Below are 17,343 nucleotides of genomic sequence, written 5' to 3'. Positions count from 1 at the left end.
GCGCGGCAGGCGCCACGCGAAGAAAAAGAGATGAAAAAGGCGGAGAAAAATCTCCGCCGTAGGATACCGCGAGCCGGCCGGCAAAATGCGCCGGTTGCGGTAAGCCGAGCCCTGTCAAAACCCGCAGAGTGCGGCCAGGTTTTCCCAGTGAATCTGCATCTCTGGCGTGGTGTACCCCCAGAATGCAAGCCCCAACACGGCAACCAACGCCAGCACGCCCACGGCGCGCCAGCCTTTGCGGCGCGAGGCTTCGGGGTTCGGGCTGGCGTTCATGGCGCGGTTCCGGGAGGTCGTGATCACGCCGTTGCGGGCTGAGCCGGCGTCACCGGCTGTTCACGCACGGGCAGGCACAGCAGCGCGGCGATGACCGCCAGTGCAACGCCCAGCCACCAGACCAGGTCATAGCTGCCGGTCTTGGCGTAGGCGTAGCCGCCCAGCCACACGCCGATGAAGCTGCCCAACTGATGGCCGAGGAACACGATGCCCGAGAGCGTGGCCGCATAGCGCAGGCCATAGATCTGACCGATGAGCCCCTGCGTCAACGGCACGGTGCCCAGCCAGAACAAACCCATCCATGCGGCAAATACGTACAACACCCATGGCGTCAGCGGCACCGAAAGCAGCAACAGGATGCCGAACGCCCGCATGAAGTACACCACCGCCAGCAGCCGCTTCTTGCTGTACTTGCCGCCCAGTTTGCCGGCGTAGAACGACCCCAGGACGTTGAAGAGGCCGATGAGCGCGATTGCGGTGGCGCCCTGCCCGGCCGTCAGCCCGCCGTCGGTCACATAGGCAGGCAAATGCAAGGTGATGAACGCAGTGTGGAAGCCGCAGACGAAGTAGCTCCAGAACAGGAAGTGGAACGACGGATGCCGCACGGCCTGCTTGATGGCGGTGGCCAGCGATTGCTGGGGACCCGTGTGCGCTTGCGGCCGGCCGCGCAGGAAATACGCAAGCGGTGCGGCGCATGCCACGAAGAGCGACAGCACCCACAGCGCGCCGGTCCAGTCCAGACCGCTGATGAGCAGTTGCCCGGTAGGCACCACGGCAAACTGCCCCAGCGAGCCGCCCGCGCTGGCAATGCCCATCGCCGTGCTGCGATAGGCGGGCGGCACGGAGCGCGCGACGACGGGCAGGATGACGGGGAACGTCGTGCCCGCCTGGCCCAGCCCGACGAGCACGCCGGCCGTCAGATAAAGCGTGGCCTCGTCGGTGGCAAAGCGCGTGCCGATGAGGCCCAGCATGTACAGCAGCGCGCCCAGAGCAATCGTGCGGCCCGAACCATAGCGGTCGGCCAGCATGCCCATGAAGATACAGGCCACGCCCCACACCAGGTTCTGCAGGGCGAAGGCCATGGAGAACACTTCGCGGCTCCAGCCGTGCGCCAGGCCCATCGGTTGCATGAAAAGGCCGAAGGTGGCGCGCACCCCCATGGCAAGCAGCACGACCAGGGTGCCCAAGGCAATGGTGCGTGCGGAAATCGTATCGGTTTGGCTAGACATGAAACCCGTGTCTGGTTGTTTTTGGGTTTGCGCCCCCTCCTCGGGGCGGCCCCGCGCGGCGGCGGGACTCAAACATCATATACAAGTCGGCAGGCGGGTCCGTGAATACCCGCGTTGGCACGACAAGCTTCGCGGACGAGGCGTTTGCGAAGCGCCATCCAAAGCCCAATGATTTGGGCGTTGCCCCGCCTGCTGATAGACTTGCGTCCTGCTTCGAGGCCCGCGTCCGCAGTGCTAAACTTCGGCTCGCAAGTTCCGCAGCAATTTCAAGGCCTTAGTGCAGTAGCGCGCCCATGCTGGCGCCCGTTTTCCGCCCTCAGTGGCGCAAGCGTCTCGCGCACCCCGCCCCGCTCGCCGTAGTTAAATGGATATAACCGGCCCCTCCTAAGGGTCAATTGGTGGTTCGATTCCACCCGGCGAGGCCACTCAAGCCTCGGCCTTGCGCGCCGTTCCTCCTCAAAAAAGTCCACCCATTCAGCCAGATGAGGGTTAATCCGGGCTACGCTCTTGCGCGCTGCGCGGTTAGCTTTGCGACCTCTGACATGTGACCAATTGCTGCTGCGTCAATATGTCACTGATATTTTTTCGGTAAACGTCGCAAATCGCCTTGCGTGGCACTTGAAATTGCTGTTTAAATTCGACGCGTAAGCCCATAATTCATCTGGACTTTTCCTGATCCGACGAAACGCCGGCTTAAGAAATATTTGTTCACAGACCGACAAGCCTGCTCAACCATGGCCTTTTCCTGGAAACGTGCAATTGCGAAAGCCCTAGCGCCTGCCGCGCTGGCGGTGTGCGCGCTCCTGCCCCCTGCGGCACAAGCAGCCAAGAATTCCGATCCTTGCAAGACAAACGCCAAATCGGCGGCCTGCAAGGCGCAACAAGCGAAGAAAGCCCCCGCGCCCAAGGCGGGCTCGGGCAAGAGCGCCGCTGCCAAGCAGGCAGCGCCGTCCGCCAAGAAGGCGCCTCCCAAATCCTCTTCGGCCAAGAAGGCCCCGCCCAAGAGCGGCAAGCAGGTTGCCGCGAAAGGCACGCCGTCCAAGAAGGCGGGCGCGTCGGGTAAGAGCGGCAAGGGTGGCAAGGCGGACAAGGCCGCTCGCGGCCGGCGCGTTGCCGCAGCCGGCGCTGCCAGCGCCGCGATGCCGCCGCCCGCCGCCTCGGCCCGCGCCGAAGCGGCCGCGCTGCGCTCCAGCACCGCCTACGTGCAAGACCTGGAAACTTCCACGGTCATCTTCGCCAAGAACGAAAACGTCGTGCGCCCCATTGCTTCGATCTCGAAGCTGATGACCGCCGTCGTCGTGGTGGACGCCAACCTGCCGATGGACGAGATGCTGGAGATCACCGACGAGGACGTCGACGAGCTCAAGCACACCACGTCGCGGCTGCGCGTGGGCACCAAGCTGTCGCGCGGCGACATGCTGCACCTGGCGCTGATGTCTTCCGAAAACCGCGCCGCCAACGCGCTGGGCCGCCACTATCCGGGCGGCCTGCGGGCCTTCGTGGCCGCCATGAATGCCAAGGCGCAGTCGCTAGGCATGACCAGCACGCGGTTCATCGAACCCACCGGCCTGTCCAGCAACAACGTGTCGTCGCCGCATGACTTGGCGCGCCTGTTGCGCGCGGCGTCGCAGCGTCCGCTGATCCACCGCTATTCCACCGACACGGAGTATGAAGTCGAGATCAACAACCGCACGCAGACCTTCCGCAACACCAACCTGCTGGTGCGCAAGCCCGACTGGGACATCAAGGTGTCCAAGACCGGCTACATCAACGAAGCGGGCGAATGCCTGGTGATGCTGGCGCGCATCAACGGCCGCGACCTGGCGATCGTGCTGCTGGATTCACAGGGCAAGCTCTCGCGTATCGGCGATGCCGTGCGCATCCGCCGCATCGTGCAAAGCGAAGTGGCGATGGCGTCGATCGGCGCTGGCGGCTGATGACTGCGTGACCGCTGCGTGCAGCAAAAATGAAGGGCCCGACTGCATCGGGCCCTTTTTTCATTCTTCCGCCAGCTGGTCTACGCCGCGCGGCGCTTTACAGGAACGGGTTGGGCATCGCACAGCGACGGCGGCAGTCCTTCCAGGACGGCTTGGGCATTGAGCGATTGGATCGGCACGCGGGCATCCCGGGGGATGCGGCCTTCGGCCTGCAGCAACTGATACCGCAGGCAGCATACGCGCAGGAACGAGGTGAAGTTGGCGGCCTCGCCGCGGTACTCGACCAGTTCGTCGTACAGGCGTTCGATCAGTTGCGTGACCCGCATGCCGTCGCGGCCGGCGATTTCTTCCAGCACCTGCCAGAACAGGTGCTCGAGCCGAAGGCTGGTCGCCACGCCGTGCAGGCGCAGCGATCGGGTTTCGCAGGCGTAGGAGTGCTCGGTGGCGCGGATGAAGATTTCACACATGGACGGCTCCTGGGCATCGGCGACACGCTGCCGGGAACGGCGCGCCTGCGAACGACTGTACGACGATTGCCGCGCCGGCCGCAATACGGCCCCCGACTCGGTGACGAGTTGTACCTTCCCGCGCTGATTGATGTACATCATGGTTTTAGCCGCCCAAGCGGCCGAGCATAGTGAAACTGATCAGACTTCGGAGGTAGTGATGAACAAGACCATGAAGGCAGCAGTCGCACGCGCGTTTGGCCAACCGCTGGTAATCGAGGAAGTCGCCGTGCCGCGCCCGGGTCCGGGCGAACTCCTGGTAAAGATCGAAGCCTGCGGTGTCTGTCACACGGACCTGCACGCCGTCGAAGGCGACTGGCCCGTCAAACCCAATCCCCCTTTCATTCCCGGCCACGAGGGCGTCGGCTACGTCGTCGCCGCGGGCGCCGGTGTCACGCACGTCAAGGAAGGCGACCGCGTCGGGATCCCGTGGCTGTATTCCGCCTGCGGCCATTGCGAGCACTGCCTGGGCGGCTGGGAAACCCTGTGCGAATCACAGCAGAACACGGGCTACTCCGTCAACGGCGGTTTCGCCGAGTACGCGCTGGCGGCAGCCGATTACGTGGGCCTGCTGCCCAAGAGCGTCGGCTTCGTCGATGTGGCCCCGGTGCTGTGTGCCGGCGTCACCGTGTACAAGGGTCTGAAAATGACGGACACCCGGCCTGGCAATTGGGTGGTCATTTCGGGGATTGGCGGCTTGGGCCACATGGCGGTGCAGTACGCCAAGGCAATGGGCCTGAACGTGGCCGCGGTGGACATCGACGACGCCAAGTTGGATTTCGCGCGCCGCCTGGGTGCGGAAGTCACCGTCAATGCGCTGACCACGGATCCGGCTGCTTACCTGAAGCGGGAGATCGGCGGTGCGCATGGCGCGCTGATCACCGCGGTGTCGCCCAAGGCGTTCGAGCAGGCGCTGGGCATGGTGCGCCGGGGTGGCACGATTTCGCTGAACGGACTGCCGCCGGGGGATTTCCCGCTGTCGATCTTCGACATGGTGCTTAACGGCGTGACCGTGCGCGGCTCCATCGTGGGTTCACGGCTGGATCTTCAGGAGTCGCTGCAGTTTGCCGAAGAGGGCAAGGTCCACGCCACCGTCGCCACCGAAAGCCTGGACAACATCAACAGCGTGTTCGACCGCATGAAGCAGGGCCAGATCGAAGGCCGCATCGTGCTCGACTTCGCCTGATACCTGCGCGCGCCCCAAAGCGCCCGCTGCGGCATGTGCCGCAGCGGGCGCTTTTTCGTGGCGGCGGCTCGGTACAATCCGGCCTACCCTGATCCCAGAGAGGCCGCATGTCCCCTCCTCCCACTGAGCGTCGCAGCAAGCCTGCCACCAGCCGCGCGCCTCGGCGCGGGTCTGGCCGGGTGACCATTGCGGACGTCGCGCGCGTGGCGGGCATGTCGATGCACACGGTGTCGCGGGTGCTGAACGCCCCCGAGAACGTACCTGAACGGACCGTCAAGCTCATCCACGACGCCATCGCCCAGACCGGGTACGTGCAGGACCTGGTTGCCGGCGGCCTGGCCAGCGGCCGCAGCCGTCTGGTGGCGGTGACGGTGCCCACGCTGGGCAGCCCGGTGTTTCTGGAGGCGCTGCAGACGCTCAGCCTGCACCTCAGCCGCCACGGCTATCAGATGATGCTGACCGAAAGCGGATACGACCCCGAACTGGAAGTGTCCGCCCTGCAAGCGATCCTGGGCCGGCGGCCCGACGGCGTGGTCATGATGCGCACAGTGCTGACCCCGACCGGCCGGACGCAGTTGCGTGCGGCGCGCATTCCGGTTGTGGAAGCCTGGGACTGGAATGACGATCCGGTCGACATGCTGATCGGCTTTTCGCACGAGGCGGCGGGCGCATGCGTGGCGCAGTTTCTATCTGAAACCGGAAGGCGGCGGCCCGTGGCCGTCATCGGGAATGACCCGCGTGCGGGACGCCGGTTGCAGGGCTTCACGGCGGCGGCGCGCGAGTTGCGTTTGATCGACGCGGACGCGGACACGCCGCATGTGCTGATCCCCGCCCCCGCCACGATGGGCGCGGGCCGCAGCGGGCTGGCCGAACTGCTGGCGCGCGAGCCCGATGCCGATGCCGTGGTGTGCAGCACCGACATGATTGCCATGGGCGTATTGCTGGAAGCCGCGGCCCTGGGCAGGCAGGTGCCGGGTGACCTGGCCGTCGTGGGATTCGGCGATCAGGCTTATGCGGCGGCCACCACCCCGCCGCTAACGACCGTGCGCATCGACGGCTCGCTGATCGGCGAGCAGGCCGCGCGCGCCATCATCGACCGCCTGGAGGGTCAAGCCAATGCGGGGTTGCGGGTCGATGTGGGATTCACGTTGATGCGGCGTCAGAGCGCCTGACGCTTTCCTGTCATGAACACGCTCAACCGCGCCTTGATCGGAGCGGAAACATCGCATTTCCTGGGGAATCTCCCTATCAAAAATATTAGCGCTAATAAAATATTAGCGCTAATATTTTCCGATATTCATACCAAGATCAGGAGACAACATGCTTGACCAAGCCCGTGGCGTTTACATCGTTGCGCAGACGCCCTTTCAGGAAAACGGCGCCATCGACCTGGAGAGCGTCGACTCGCTGACCGACTTCTATTTTTCACGCGGCGCCAATGGCCTGACCGTGCTGGGCGTTGCCGGCGAAGCCAACAAGCTCACGCCGGCGGAATCGCTGGCGGTGGCGTCGCGGTTCATCGCGCGCGCCAGGAACAAGCCGGTCGTGGTGGGCGTCAGCAACAGCAGCGTGGCCCAGATGGCCGAGCTGACCGGTCAGGTGATGGACGCGGGCGCGGCGGGCGTCATGATCGCGCCGCCAGGCGGGTTGCGCACCGAGCAGGAAGTGTTGTCCTACTTCGAGGCCGTGTTCGACCGGATCGGCGATGTGCCTACGGTGCTGCAGGACTTTCCGTTTTCGACAGGCACCTGGATGTCGGTGCCGGTGATCGGCCAGTTGATCGAGCGTCACCCGCAAATCCAGGCGGTCAAGGAAGAGGACCTGCCCAGCATCACCAAGATCACCAAGCTGCGCGCCCTGCCCGGCCGCCGCGTCGCCATCCTGACCGGCAACAACGCGATGTTCCTGCCACTGGAAATGGGCCGCGGCATTGATGGGCCGATGGCCGGGTTCTCGCATCCCGAGATGCTGTCGCAGGTCTATGCGCTGTACACGGCGGGCCGTGTCGACGAAGCCCACGCGGTGTTCGACCGCTACCTGCCGTTGCTGAGCTACGAGAACCAGAGCCAGTGGGGCGTCGCCGTCCGCAAGGAGATCATGAAGCGCCGCGGCGCGATCAAGCATGCGGGCATGCGCCGGCCGGGTCCGAAGCTGGACGCGACCGACCATGCCGAGATCGATCTGCTGCTTGAACGCCTGAAGCGCACGCTCGCCGAAGCGGGTTGACCGAATATCCCGAGCGCCGTGTTCCGGCGGCGATCGGGATGCACTGCAGTACCGAACATCAAAAACCATAAGCAAGGAGACAACATGTTCAAGAGCATCAAGCAGAGCATTGCGTACGCGTGCGCGGGTCTGGTCGCGCTGGCGGCGTCGGCGGGCGTGAGCGCGGCGGATAACTGGCCGACCAAACCCATCCGCATGGTCATCCCGTTTTCGGCGGGCGGAAACACCGACGTGGTGGCCCGGTTGATTGCACCGCACATCGAGAAAGCGGTGGGTCAGCCCGTCGTGGTGGAAAACCGTCCGGGCGCGGCGGGCAACATTGCCGCGGACTTCGTGGCGCGCGCCGATGCCGACGGCTACACGCTGTTGATGGGCACGGTGGGCACGCAGGCCATCAACTACGCCATCTACAAGGACATCCGGTTCAAGCCGGCGGATTTTGCGCCGATCACGCTGGTGGCGTCCGTGCCGAACGTGCTGGCCGTGACGGCCAGCCTGCCCGTGAAGTCGGTGCAGGAACTGATCGAGTACGGCAAGAAGAATCCGGGCAAGCTGAGCTTTGCGTCCAGCGGCGCGGGCAGCTCGATCCATCTGTCGGGCGAAATGTTCAAGAGCCGCACGGGTGTCGACATGGTGCACGTGCCGTACAAGGGCAGCGCCGCGGCCGTGACGGATCTGGTCGGCGGACAGGTGCATCTGATGTTCGACAACCTGCCGACCTCGCTGCCTTTCATCAAGAACGGCACGCTGCGCGCGTTGGCCGTGACCAGCGCGGAACGCAGCACCAATCTGCCCGACGTACCCACCATGGCCGAGGCCGGCGTGCCCAATTTCGAGGCGGGCTCGTGGTTTGGCGTGCTGGCCCCGGCAGGCACGCCGGCGCCCATCGTGAACCGCATCGATCAGGCCATCGAGAAGGCCATGGCCGACCCCGATATGCAGAAGCGCGTGATCGAGCTGGGCGCGGTGCCTACCGTCAAGGGTCCGGCGGAATTCAACGCCTTCATCGGCACCGAGATCGAGAAATGGAAAGCCGTGGTGCAAGCCGCCGGCGCTTCCGCCAACTGACGCGACGAACGAGCCGGCCATGCCTGACGAAGACATCAAAGCCTCTTTACGCGCCGCATTTCAGGGGCGCGTGCTGGACGACGCCGACGCCCTGGCGCCGCACCTGACCGACTACCGCAAGCGGTGGACGGGCCGCACCTTGGCGCTGGCGCAGCCCGACAGCACCGAGGACGTGGCCAAGCTGGTGAATTGGTGCCGGGAGCGCCGCGTCGCCATCTATCCGCAAGGGGGCAACACAGGCCTGGTCGGCGGCAGCGTGCCGGACGGCGGCGGTCACAGCATCGTGCTGTCGCTGGCCCGCATGAGCGCCATCCTGGACGTGGACCGCTACAACAACACGTTGACCGCGCAGGCGGGCGCCGTGCTGGCCAACGTGCAGGAGGCTGCTGCGCAGGCGGACCGGCTGTTTCCGTTGAGCCTGGGCGCGGAAGGAAGCTGCACGCTGGGCGGCAACCTGGCCACCAACGCCGGCGGGATTCAGGTGCTGCGCTATGGCAATGCGCGGGACCTGTGCCTGGGCCTGGAAGTGGTGACGCCCGACGGGCAGATCTGGAACGGACTGCGCGGGCTGCGCAAGGACAACACCGGGTACGACCTGAAGCAGCTTTTCATCGGCGCGGAGGGCACGCTGGGCATCATCACGGCCGCCACCGTCAAGCTGTATCCGCGCCCCGCCGCGCAGATGACGGCCTTTGCCGCCGTGCCGGACCCGCAGAGCGCGGTGCAACTGCTGTCGCTAGCGCAGTCGTACCTGTCGGCCAGCCTGACGGCCTTTGAACTGATCAGCGGTCCGGCCGTAGATCTGGTGCTGCAACACACGCCCGGCGCGCGCAGCCCCGTGCCCGCCAAGGCGCCGTATTACGTGTTGCTGGAATCCAGCGACGCCGAAAGCGCAGCCCATGCCACGGAGCGGTTCGAAGCGCTGATGGAAGCGGCCTTCGAGGCGGGCATCGTCACGGATGCGGCCATTGCGTCGACCCTGGCGCAGTCGGCCTCGTTCTGGCAGATCCGGCATCACCTGCCCGAAGCGCAATCCATCGACGGCGAGAACATCAAGCACGACATTTCGCTGCCGATCTCGCGCATCGGAGAATTCATCGACGCCGCGCAGACGGCGGTGCATGGCGTGTTGCCCAATGCCCGCATCTTCGTGTTCGGCCATGTGGGCGACGGCAACCTGCACTACAACGTGTCGACGCCGCCCGGCGCGGATGCGTCGGCTTACCAGGCCATGCGCAATTCGGAGAAGGCGGTTTCGGGCGCGGTGTATGACGTGGTGGCGCGCATGAACGGGTCGATCTCCGCCGAGCATGGCGTGGGACAGCTGCGGGTGGGTTCGATCGGCCGGTACAAGCCGGCCAACGAGATGGCGATGATGGCAAGCATCAAGCGCCTGTTCGATCCGCTGGGGTTGTTCAACCCGGGGCGGGTGATCGCCGCGGACTGACGTCGACGGTCACCGAAGCGCGCCCCTGTGGTGTCGCCTTCGCCTTGGCCTAGACCGATGCCGGGTCCACTTTATTCACGTCGATGGCATAACGGCTGATGACCTCACCGATCTTCTGGCGCGGGACGACGCCCTCGTCAGCCAGCGCCTTGACCGCTGCCAGCACGATGAAATGACGATCCACCTCGAAGAAGGTGCGCAGTGATTCGCGGGTGTCCGAGCGGCCGAACCCGTCCGTGCCGAGGGTGACGAACCGGCGGTCAGTGACGAAGGGACGGATCTGGTCGCCGATGATCTTCATGTAGTCGGTCGCCACGACGACGGGGCCGGCCCGGCCCTGCAAGCATTGCTGGACGTATGGAATACGCGGCTCGTCTTCGGAATGCAGCAGGTTCCAACGCTCGGCGGCCAGCCCGTCACGGCGCAATTCGGTCAGGCTGGTGGCGCTCCATACGTCACTGGAGATGCCGAAGTCCTGTTCCAGCAGCTCACTTGCGGCAATGACTTCGCGCAGGATCGAGCCGCTGCCCATCAGTTGCACATGCGGCCTGCTGACCGGCTTCGACACGGCGTCTTGTTGTTGACCGTCCCGCAGCAGGTAGAGTCCCTTGAGAATGCCGGCTTCACTGCCTTCGGGCAGCGCAGGATTCGGATAGTTCTCGTTGAGCAGGGTGATGTAGTAATAGATATCTTCCTGTTCCGCGTACATGCGCCGCAGGCCGTCCTGGATGATGACCGCCAGTTCGTACGCATAGGTCGGGTCATACGAAACGCAGTTCGGGATGACCGACGACAGCACATGGCTATGGCCGTCGTCGTGCTGCAGGCCTTCTCCCATCAGCGTCGTACGGCCCGACGTGGCGCCCAGCAGGAAGCCGCGTGTGCGCGCATCGGCGGCGGCCCAGGCCAGATCGCCGACACGCTGCAGGCCGAACATGGAATAGAAGATATAGAACGGGATGGCTGGCAGTCCATGATTGCTATAGGCCGTGCCCGCCGCGATCCAGGACGAAATCGCCCCGGACTCATTGATGCCTTCCTGCAGAATCTGACCGTCCTTGGCCTCCTTGTAGTAGCTCAACTGTCCCGCATCCTGCGGGGTATAAAGCTGCCCCAGGTATGAATGGATGCCGATCTGGCGGAACAGGCCTTCCATGCCGAAGGTGCGCGATTCGTCCGGCACGATAGGAATCACCAGCTTGCCCAGGTTGGGGTCCTTGAGCAGCGTGGTCAGGATGCGCACGAAAGACATGGTGGTCGAAACTCCACGCTCGCCGCTGTCTTTCAGTTGCGTGGCGAAGGCACTAAGCGGCGGCACCGCCAGCGGCGCAACCTTGCCGGAGCGCGACGGAACATAGCCGCCCAGCGCGGCCCGGCGTTGTGCAAACTAGCGGGCTTCTTCGCTGTCGGGCGCGGGTTTCAGGTAGGGCATGTCTTCGAGCTGGTCATCGGGCACCGGCAGCGAAAAGCGATCACGGAACGCACGCACGGCGTCCGCGCTCATCTTCTTTAACTGGTGGTTGATGTTCTGGCCTTCGCCAGCCTCGCCCATGCCGAATCCCTTGACGGTCTTGACCAGGACGACCGTGGGCCGGCCTTCCGTGCTGACGGCTTGCGCGTAGGCGGCATGCACCTTCTCCGGGTCATGGCCGCCGCGTGTCAGCGCCCAGATCTCGTCGTCCGACAAGTGCGCCACCAACGCCAGCAGCTCGGGATACTTGCCGAAGAAGTGTTCGCGCACATAGGCGCCGCTTTGCGACTTGAAGGTCTGATATTCGCCGTCCACGCATTCCATCATGCGTTGGCGCAGCAGCCCGCTCGTGTCGCGCTTGAGCAGATCGTCCCAACCGCTGCCCCACAGCACCTTGATGACGTTCCATCCTGCGGCCCTGAAGGTGCCTTCGAGTTCCTGCACGATCTTGCTGTTGCCCCGCACCGGGCCGTCCAGACGTTGCAGATTGCAGTTGACGACGAAGATCAGGTTGTCGAGGCGTTCGCGCCCTGCGACCGAGATAGCGGCCAGCGATTCCGGCTGGTCCATCTCGCCGTCACCCAGGAAAGCCCACACCTTGCGGCCCTGATGCTCCAGCAATCCGCTTTGCCGATGGTGTTGACGTAGGCGCTGGTGACGCGGCCATGCATATCACCGTGCCGGCTGGCGTCGAAGTCGGTAAGCCGGTCGATCAGGTAGTGAGCGCGCGAACGGCCTTCGACCGTCGTGACAACCTCCAGCGCTTCCAGCCACTCTCGAGTTTCCAGCGGGTCGACGTCGACCAGGGCGAGGGGGTGATTCATGGCGGTCCTCCAGGGAAAATGACGGGTTGAAGCGGGGCTGCGGCCGACCAGCCAGACGGGCGTGGCGCAGTCACCAACGTTCAATCCATGAATTGCAAATGCAATCGTATGGACCGCAATTCTAGTTCAGCTAGAATTGCAAATGCAACTAAAACTCGAAAGGAGCCTGCCATGGCGAAAGAGGGAGCGGATCTTTGGTTCTCGTTTGTGCGCGCCCATCGTTTGATGATCCGCGAGGTCGAGAGCCGTCTGGCAGCGGCCAAGCTTCCCGTCTATGCCTGGTACGACGTTCTTTGGGGACTGGAAAGCGGGCCAGGCGGCACACGGCGGATGCACGAACTGGCCGACGCGCTGGCGATCGAACGCTACAACCTCACTCGGCTGGTCGACCGCCTGGAGCAAGAGGGGCTGGTTCAGCGCGCACGCTCGGCCGAAGATGGCCGCGCCGCGTTCGCCACCATCACAAAGGAAGGCCGCGCGCTGCGCAAGAAAATGTGGAAGGTCTACGAAGGAACCGTTGCCGAAGTGTTTCTGAGCCAGTTCAGTGCCGAAGAGCAAGGCAAGTTTGCCGCGGCGCTGGACCAGGCCGCTGCCGTTGCCCGCGCGCAAGGCAACTGAAGCTGGCAGGCAAGTTGTTCAAGACATGCAGACGCCGCCCGCCGTCTTTGCGGCGTGGATGCGGGCGAGCAAAGACGCTGCGAACGCATGGCTGACCTCTGTTGATGGGCCTCTTGCACGACGCGGCATCGTGTCATACGATTGCATTTGCAACGATTGCAATTGCAATGCTATTCATCAATAAGGATAGACATGACACAGGCCGATCTCGCGTTCTACACCGCAGACACCCCCAACGGGCAGAAGGTCAGCATCTTTCTCAAAGAAGCCGGACTGACCTATGAGCAGTTCGATCTTGATCTTGAAAAGGGCGACCAGCATCAACCGGAGTTCCTCAAGATCAACCCGAACGGCAAGATTCCCGCCATCGTTGATCGAAAAGCCGGCCTGGCCGTCTTCGAGTCGGGCGCCATCCTTTCCTATCTGTCGTCGCAAACGGGGTGTCTGCAGCCCGAGACGCAGGCCGAAAGCGTTGCTGTGCAGCAGTGGCTGCATTTCCAGATTGGCGGCATAGGCCCGATGCTGGGGCAGCTGTGGTGGTTTCTGCATGCCTCGACAACGGGCAATGCCGAGGCGATACAGCGATACCGGAAGCAATCGCTTCGGCTTTATCAGGTCGTGGATACCCGCCTGAGCGAATCCGCCTTCATCGCCTCGGAAAACTACAGCATCGCCGATATCGCCGCATTCACCTGGCTGAGGACCTGGGACGAGTTGAACCTGGACATCAAGCCTTATCCGCGTGTCCAGCGCTGGCTGGATGTGATCGCTGCGCGGCCTGCGGTACAGGCGGGGCTTCTGGCGAACAAGCCGGCTTCCCGTGCTGCCCCCAACTGGTCTGCTTCCACCAAGGGCTGAGCCATGGCGTGGACTTATCTGTTCCTTGCCGCAGCCTTGGAGATAGTGATGGGTCTTTCGCTCAAACTGAATGCGGGTTGGACGAAACCGGGGCCAAGCATCATCGCCGTGATGGCGGGGTTGGGCAGCATCTACCTGCTGGCGCTGGCCTTGCGCGCACTGCCCATGGGAATGGCTTATGCCATCTGGACCGGCATTGGAACGATCGGGCTGGTGCTTGTCGGCGTGCTGGTGTTTCAGGATGAGATGAACTGGACCCGGGCCTGCTTCCTTGGCCTGGCGTTCATCGGAATCGTTGGACTGCGCTTCTCGGAGGCGGCGGCGTAAGAAATGAACGTCGACAGCTGAGCGCGGCGCCCGGGCGCCCCGCTCAGTGCGTGATCCCGGTCAGTGCGAGATCTTGGTGCCCAGCACCGCCAGGAACTGCGCCATCCAGGCCGGATGCGCGGGCCAGGCGGGCGCCGATACCAGGTTGCCATCCGTGTAGGCCTGGTCGACGGCGATCTCGGCGTAGGTGCCGCCCGCCAGCCGGACCTCGGGTGCGCAGGCGGGGTACGCCGAGCAGGTCCTGCCCTTCAGCACGTCGGCCGCAGCCAGGATCTGCGCGCCGTGGCAGACGGCGGCGATGGGCTTGTTGGCCTTGTCGAAATGCCGCACGATCTCCAGCACCTTTTCATTCAGGCGAAGGTACTCGGGCGCGCGCCCGCCGGGGATCACCAGGCCGTCGTAGGACGAGGGTTCGACGCGATCGAAGTCGTAGTTCAGCGTGAAGTTGTGGCCGCGCTTTTCGGTGTAGGTCTGCGCGCCTTCGAAATCATGGATCGACGTGGCCACCGTGTCGCCCGCCTTCTTGTCCGGGCACACCGCATGCACCGTGTGGCCGACGGTCAGCAGCGTCTGGAACGGCACCATGGTTTCGTAGTCTTCGGCGTAGTCGCCGACCAGCATCAACAGTCGTTTGCTCATGATTGTCTCCGTGGGATGAGGGTGGCGTCCGGTTGCTTGCCCGCGGATCGGGCTCCGGTTCTTGGTGTTCTTGCCCCATTGTGCCCGCCGCGCCAGCGGGCAAGGTGGTAGCGGGATACCACCGGGCTCCCTTTCTACTCCAGCGCCACCGTCACCGGCTTCGCGTCCAGCAGGTCCACCAGCACCTTCGGATCGATGCCCACCAGATAGCCGCGCCGCCCGCCGTTGATGTAGACCACGGGATACTCCAGCACGTCGGCTTCTACCCACACCGGCATCTTCTTGCGCGTGCCGAACGGCGACGTGCCGCCCACCTGATAACCGGAATGGCGCTGCGCAACCTCGGGCTTGCAGGGCTCGACCTTTTTCAGGCCGGCCTGGCGCGCCAGGTTCTTGGTGGAGACCTCGCGGTCGCCGTGCATGACCACGATCAGCGGCTTGGCCGATTCGTCCTCCATCACCAGCGTTTTCACGACGGCATGCGGGTCCAGACCGAGCTGGCGCGCGGCTTCGCCGGCGCCGCCGTGATCGACGTAGTCATACGTGTGTTCGGAATAGGCCACCTTGTGCTGCTTGAGGAATTGGGTGGCGGGCGTTTCGGAGACGTGGCGGGCTTTGCTCATTTTTGTGCCGGTGGGTAGGGAGATGGCGGCGGTCAGCCGCGTGGATGATGGGCCGCGTGCAGCGCCTTCAGGCGTTCGCGCGCCACATGGGTGTAGATCTGCGTGGTGGAAATGTCCGCGTGGCCCAGCAGCATCTGCACGACGCGCAGGTCGGCGCCATGGTTCAGCAGATGCGTGGCGAAGGCGTGGCGCAGCACATGGGGCGACAGGGGCGCATTGACACCGGCGAGCACAGCGTACTTCTTGACCAGTTGCCAGAACGCCTGCCGCGACATCGCCTCGGCGCGGCTGGTGATGAAAAGCGCATCGCTGACGCGGCCGGCGGCCAATTCGGGGCGTGCCGTGGCCAGGTACTGCGAAATCCAGTGCGCGGCTTCGGCGCCCAGCGGCACGAGGCGGTCCTTGCCGCCCTTGCCCAGGACCACGCGCACCACGCCTTCGTTCAGGCTGACGTCCAAAGCTCGCACGCCGACCAGCTCGGAAACACGCAGGCCCGTGGCGTACAGGGTCTCGAGCATGGCGCGGTCGCGCAGACCGCGCGGCTGGCTGACGTCGGGCGCGCGCAGCAGCGCGTCCACCTGTTGCTCGGACAGCGTCTTGGGCATGCGCGGCGGCTGCTTGGCGGCGACCAGCGTCAGGCAGGGATCGCGGTCCGCGCGGTGTTCTCGCAGCGCCCAGGCGTAGAAGCGGCGCAGCGCGGCCAGCCGGCGGTTGGCGGTGGTGGCGCGGGTTTCTTCGTGACGGAAGGCAAACCAGGCCTCGATATCGGCCTTCTGCGCATCGCGGATCGGCTTGGCCGGGCCGGCGGGCAGGATCTGGGCACGCGCCGGCTCGCCGTGCCGGTCGGCCAGTTCCCGGGCGTAGGCGTCGGGGTCTTCAAGCCAGCGGGCGAAACCGGTCAGGTCGCGCCGGTAGGCGGCCAGAGTGTTGGCGGACAGGCCGTCTTCGAGCCACACGGCGTCGATGAAGGCGTCGATATCGGCCTGGGAGGCAAGCGGCTGGCGGGCGGTGGACATGGCGGGATTCTACGGCGCGGCGCGGCCGGGCAGGCGCTCGCCCACGCCTGCGGCGGCGGACTTGAGCCAGGCCTCGAATACCTTCAGCGCATCGGACCGTTCGCTGCGTTGCGGATAGCCGAAGTAATACCCCTGGCTGACCGCCAGCGACTGCGGCACTGGCATGGCAAGCGCGCCCTGGTCCAGCGCGGGCTGCGCCAGAAAGCGCGGCATCAGCCCGACGCCAAGCCCGGCCTGCACTGCCGCCATCACCATGGTGAAGAGCTCGTAGCGCGGGCCGCCAGCCGCCTGCGGTCCATACAGGTATCCATTGGCCGTATACCACTGGCGCCAGGCGTCGGGCCGCGAGGCCAGATGCAGATGCGTCATCCCGGTCAGCGCGCCGCCGCCCTGCTCCGCCACGCGCGCCGCCAATTCGGGCGCGCAGACCGGCACCAGTTCGCGTTCCGGAAACAGCAGCCCACCCTGCGTGCCGGGCCAGAGTCCGTCCCCGTGATACAGCGCGCCGTCGAACGGCTGGTCCTTGAATTGAAACGGCAGGGTGCGCACGGACAAGCTGACGGTGATGTCGCCGTGCTCGCGTTGGAAGTCAGCCAGACGCGGGATCAGCCAGGTGGTGGCCAGCGTGGGCACGACGGCGATGTGGATGCTGCGCCCCATGCCGGTCCGGCTGACGAGACCAAAGGTGTCTTTTTCGATCTGATCAAGATGGTGACGGATCCGGCCGGCGTATTCGGCGCCATGATCAGTCAGCACGATGCGGCGGCGCACCCGCGTGAACAGTTGTACGCCCAGCCGCGCTTCCAGGCTGGCCACCTGTCGGTAGACGGCGCTGTGCGTCAGCGACAGTTCTTCGGCGGCGCGCGAAAAGCTGCCCAGCCGGGCCGAAGCCTCGAACGCCTGCAGGGCCGTCAGATTGGGGATGCCGTTTCTCATGGAAATACCGCCGGAAGTCCGGCCCGCCGCCGTGCGCCCGCATGCTGCGGCGCACCAGCCGCCACGTGCCGGGGGATCAACAGAATGTGCAATTTTATCAATTGCGTTGTGCGCCCAGGGAACATATGCTCGGGAGTTCTACCCTAGGCTAACCACGAC

The 17,343-nt window shown here is 64.8% G+C and carries 16 protein-coding genes, 1 tRNA gene and 1 pseudogene; 10 read left to right on the top strand and 8 right to left on the bottom strand.

Translation table 11 applies throughout. The features are described from left to right. Positions 1–114 precede the first annotated feature (114 nt). Positions 115–273: a hypothetical protein gene (locus B3098_RS17700; protein ID WP_286898082.1), complete on the bottom strand. Its 159-nt coding sequence runs from the start codon at positions 271–273 to the stop codon at positions 115–117. Positions 274–296: 23 nt separating this feature from the next. After that, a complete protein-coding gene (locus B3098_RS17695) occupies positions 297–1,502 on the bottom strand; it encodes an MFS transporter (RefSeq protein WP_175138242.1) in 1,206 nt (401 codons plus the stop codon). A gap of 350 nt (positions 1,503–1,852) precedes the next feature. On the opposite strand from B3098_RS17695, the gene B3098_RS17690 reads away from it, so the two are divergent. Both B3098_RS17690 and pbpG read left to right on the top strand, forming a co-directional pair. After that, positions 1,853–1,927, top strand: a tRNA-Arg gene (locus B3098_RS17690). A 309-nt stretch (positions 1,928–2,236) separates the two neighbouring features. Beyond that, the gene (pbpG, locus tag B3098_RS17685; RefSeq protein WP_254594368.1) at positions 2,237–3,439 is read left to right on the top strand and encodes a D-alanyl-D-alanine endopeptidase; all 1,203 of its coding nucleotides are present in this window, start codon (positions 2,237–2,239) and stop codon (positions 3,437–3,439) included. A gap of 80 nt (positions 3,440–3,519) precedes the next feature. Here pbpG and B3098_RS17680 read toward each other — a convergent pair whose 3' ends face one another. Continuing rightward, positions 3,520–3,906 (bottom strand): ribbon-helix-helix domain-containing protein, encoded by a 387-nt coding sequence (locus tag B3098_RS17680; RefSeq protein ID WP_286898076.1) that lies wholly within the window; start codon positions 3,904–3,906, stop codon positions 3,520–3,522. Positions 3,907–4,105: 199 nt separating this feature from the next. Here B3098_RS17680 and adhP point away from each other — a divergent pair, with 199 nt between their 5' ends. From adhP to B3098_RS17655, 5 genes are all read left to right on the top strand, one after another. Continuing rightward, on the top strand, positions 4,106–5,131 hold the full coding sequence (gene adhP, locus B3098_RS17675) for an alcohol dehydrogenase AdhP (RefSeq protein WP_175125911.1): 1,026 nt from the start codon (positions 4,106–4,108) through the stop codon (positions 5,129–5,131). 107 nt (positions 5,132–5,238) lie between these two features. Next, positions 5,239–6,303 (top strand): LacI family DNA-binding transcriptional regulator, encoded by a 1,065-nt coding sequence (locus tag B3098_RS17670; RefSeq protein ID WP_286898074.1) that lies wholly within the window; start codon positions 5,239–5,241, stop codon positions 6,301–6,303. Positions 6,304–6,451: 148 nt separating this feature from the next. Further along, the gene (locus tag B3098_RS17665; RefSeq protein WP_286898072.1) at positions 6,452–7,357 is read left to right on the top strand and encodes a dihydrodipicolinate synthase family protein; all 906 of its coding nucleotides are present in this window, start codon (positions 6,452–6,454) and stop codon (positions 7,355–7,357) included. Between the two features lie 84 nt (positions 7,358–7,441). Continuing rightward, positions 7,442–8,425 (top strand): Bug family tripartite tricarboxylate transporter substrate binding protein, encoded by a 984-nt coding sequence (locus tag B3098_RS17660; RefSeq protein ID WP_286898071.1) that lies wholly within the window; start codon positions 7,442–7,444, stop codon positions 8,423–8,425. Positions 8,426–8,444: 19 nt separating this feature from the next. Further along, a complete protein-coding gene (locus B3098_RS17655) occupies positions 8,445–9,872 on the top strand; it encodes an FAD-binding oxidoreductase (RefSeq protein ID WP_286898070.1) in 1,428 nt (475 codons plus the stop codon). A 49-nt stretch (positions 9,873–9,921) separates the two neighbouring features. On the opposite strand, the pseudogene aceE reads toward B3098_RS17655, so the two are convergent. Beyond that, positions 9,922–12,167 (bottom strand): annotated as a pseudogene (gene aceE / locus B3098_RS17650) (pyruvate dehydrogenase (acetyl-transferring), homodimeric type). A 171-nt stretch (positions 12,168–12,338) separates the two neighbouring features. Between aceE and B3098_RS17645 the strand changes: the two are divergent. The 3 genes from B3098_RS17645 to B3098_RS17635 all read left to right on the top strand — a co-directional run bounded on the left by B3098_RS17645 (position 12,339) and on the right by B3098_RS17635 (position 13,970). Then, complete coding sequence (locus tag B3098_RS17645; protein ID WP_286898068.1) at positions 12,339–12,785, top strand: MarR family winged helix-turn-helix transcriptional regulator; 447 nt, start codon at positions 12,339–12,341, stop codon at positions 12,783–12,785. Positions 12,786–12,977: 192 nt separating this feature from the next. Next, positions 12,978–13,643 carry a glutathione S-transferase family protein gene (locus B3098_RS17640; protein ID WP_286898066.1) on the top strand — a complete coding sequence of 222 codons (666 nt, stop codon included), beginning with the start codon at positions 12,978–12,980 and terminating at the stop codon, positions 13,641–13,643. 3 nt (positions 13,644–13,646) lie between these two features. Further along, on the top strand, positions 13,647–13,970 hold the full coding sequence (locus B3098_RS17635) for a DMT family transporter (RefSeq protein ID WP_175125903.1): 324 nt from the start codon (positions 13,647–13,649) through the stop codon (positions 13,968–13,970). A 60-nt stretch (positions 13,971–14,030) separates the two neighbouring features. On the opposite strand, the gene B3098_RS17630 is transcribed toward B3098_RS17635, so the two are convergent. From B3098_RS17630 to B3098_RS17615, 4 genes are all read right to left on the bottom strand, one after another. Continuing rightward, positions 14,031–14,609 (bottom strand): DJ-1/PfpI family protein, encoded by a 579-nt coding sequence (locus B3098_RS17630; protein ID WP_286898064.1) that lies wholly within the window; start codon positions 14,607–14,609, stop codon positions 14,031–14,033. A 134-nt stretch (positions 14,610–14,743) separates the two neighbouring features. Then, positions 14,744–15,232 carry a Cys-tRNA(Pro) deacylase gene (gene ybaK, locus B3098_RS17625; protein ID WP_286898062.1) on the bottom strand — a complete coding sequence of 163 codons (489 nt, stop codon included), beginning with the start codon at positions 15,230–15,232 and terminating at the stop codon, positions 14,744–14,746. Between the two features lie 32 nt (positions 15,233–15,264). Continuing rightward, positions 15,265–16,248, bottom strand: coding sequence for a site-specific tyrosine recombinase XerD (gene xerD / locus B3098_RS17620; RefSeq protein WP_279972370.1), 984 nt, complete (start codon positions 16,246–16,248; stop codon positions 15,265–15,267). Between the two features lie 9 nt (positions 16,249–16,257). Continuing rightward, positions 16,258–17,184, bottom strand: coding sequence for a LysR substrate-binding domain-containing protein (locus B3098_RS17615; protein WP_175125899.1), 927 nt, complete (start codon positions 17,182–17,184; stop codon positions 16,258–16,260). Positions 17,185–17,343: the final 159 nt, after the last annotated feature.

This window comes from Achromobacter sp. UBA2119 (assembly GCF_002331005.1).
Lineage (GTDB): Bacteria > Pseudomonadota > Gammaproteobacteria > Burkholderiales > Burkholderiaceae_B > Achromobacter > Achromobacter animicus.
The sequence above is the reverse complement of the archived record's forward strand: the minus strand, read 5'-3'. Positions and strand labels throughout refer to the sequence as shown.

Excerpts from the sequence above, each read along its gene's own strand:
- B3098_RS17660 (WP_286898071.1), top strand. The coding sequence starts at position 7,442 with ATGTTCAAGAGCATCAAGCAGAGCATTGCGTACGCGTGCGCGGGTCTG.
- B3098_RS17695 (WP_175138242.1), bottom strand. The coding sequence starts at position 1,502 with ATGTCTAGCCAAACCGATACGATTTCCGCACGCACCATTGCCTTGGGC.
- xerD (WP_279972370.1), bottom strand. The coding sequence starts at position 16,248 with ATGTCCACCGCCCGCCAGCCGCTTGCCTCCCAGGCCGATATCGACGCC.
- B3098_RS17680 (WP_286898076.1), bottom strand. The coding sequence starts at position 3,906 with ATGTGTGAAATCTTCATCCGCGCCACCGAGCACTCCTACGCCTGCGAA.
- B3098_RS17655 (WP_286898070.1), top strand. The coding sequence starts at position 8,445 with ATGCCTGACGAAGACATCAAAGCCTCTTTACGCGCCGCATTTCAGGGG.
- B3098_RS17700 (WP_286898082.1), bottom strand. The coding sequence starts at position 273 with ATGAACGCCAGCCCGAACCCCGAAGCCTCGCGCCGCAAAGGCTGGCGC.
- B3098_RS17645 (WP_286898068.1), top strand. The coding sequence starts at position 12,339 with ATGGCGAAAGAGGGAGCGGATCTTTGGTTCTCGTTTGTGCGCGCCCAT.
- adhP (WP_175125911.1), top strand. The coding sequence starts at position 4,106 with ATGAACAAGACCATGAAGGCAGCAGTCGCACGCGCGTTTGGCCAACCG.
- B3098_RS17665 (WP_286898072.1), top strand. The coding sequence starts at position 6,452 with ATGCTTGACCAAGCCCGTGGCGTTTACATCGTTGCGCAGACGCCCTTT.
- B3098_RS17670 (WP_286898074.1), top strand. The coding sequence starts at position 5,239 with ATGTCCCCTCCTCCCACTGAGCGTCGCAGCAAGCCTGCCACCAGCCGC.
- B3098_RS17635 (WP_175125903.1), top strand. The coding sequence starts at position 13,647 with ATGGCGTGGACTTATCTGTTCCTTGCCGCAGCCTTGGAGATAGTGATG.
- ybaK (WP_286898062.1), bottom strand. The coding sequence starts at position 15,232 with ATGAGCAAAGCCCGCCACGTCTCCGAAACGCCCGCCACCCAATTCCTC.
- pbpG (WP_254594368.1), top strand. The coding sequence starts at position 2,237 with ATGGCCTTTTCCTGGAAACGTGCAATTGCGAAAGCCCTAGCGCCTGCC.
- B3098_RS17640 (WP_286898066.1), top strand. The coding sequence starts at position 12,978 with ATGACACAGGCCGATCTCGCGTTCTACACCGCAGACACCCCCAACGGG.
- B3098_RS17615 (WP_175125899.1), bottom strand. The coding sequence starts at position 17,184 with ATGAGAAACGGCATCCCCAATCTGACGGCCCTGCAGGCGTTCGAGGCT.
- B3098_RS17630 (WP_286898064.1), bottom strand. The coding sequence starts at position 14,609 with ATGAGCAAACGACTGTTGATGCTGGTCGGCGACTACGCCGAAGACTAC.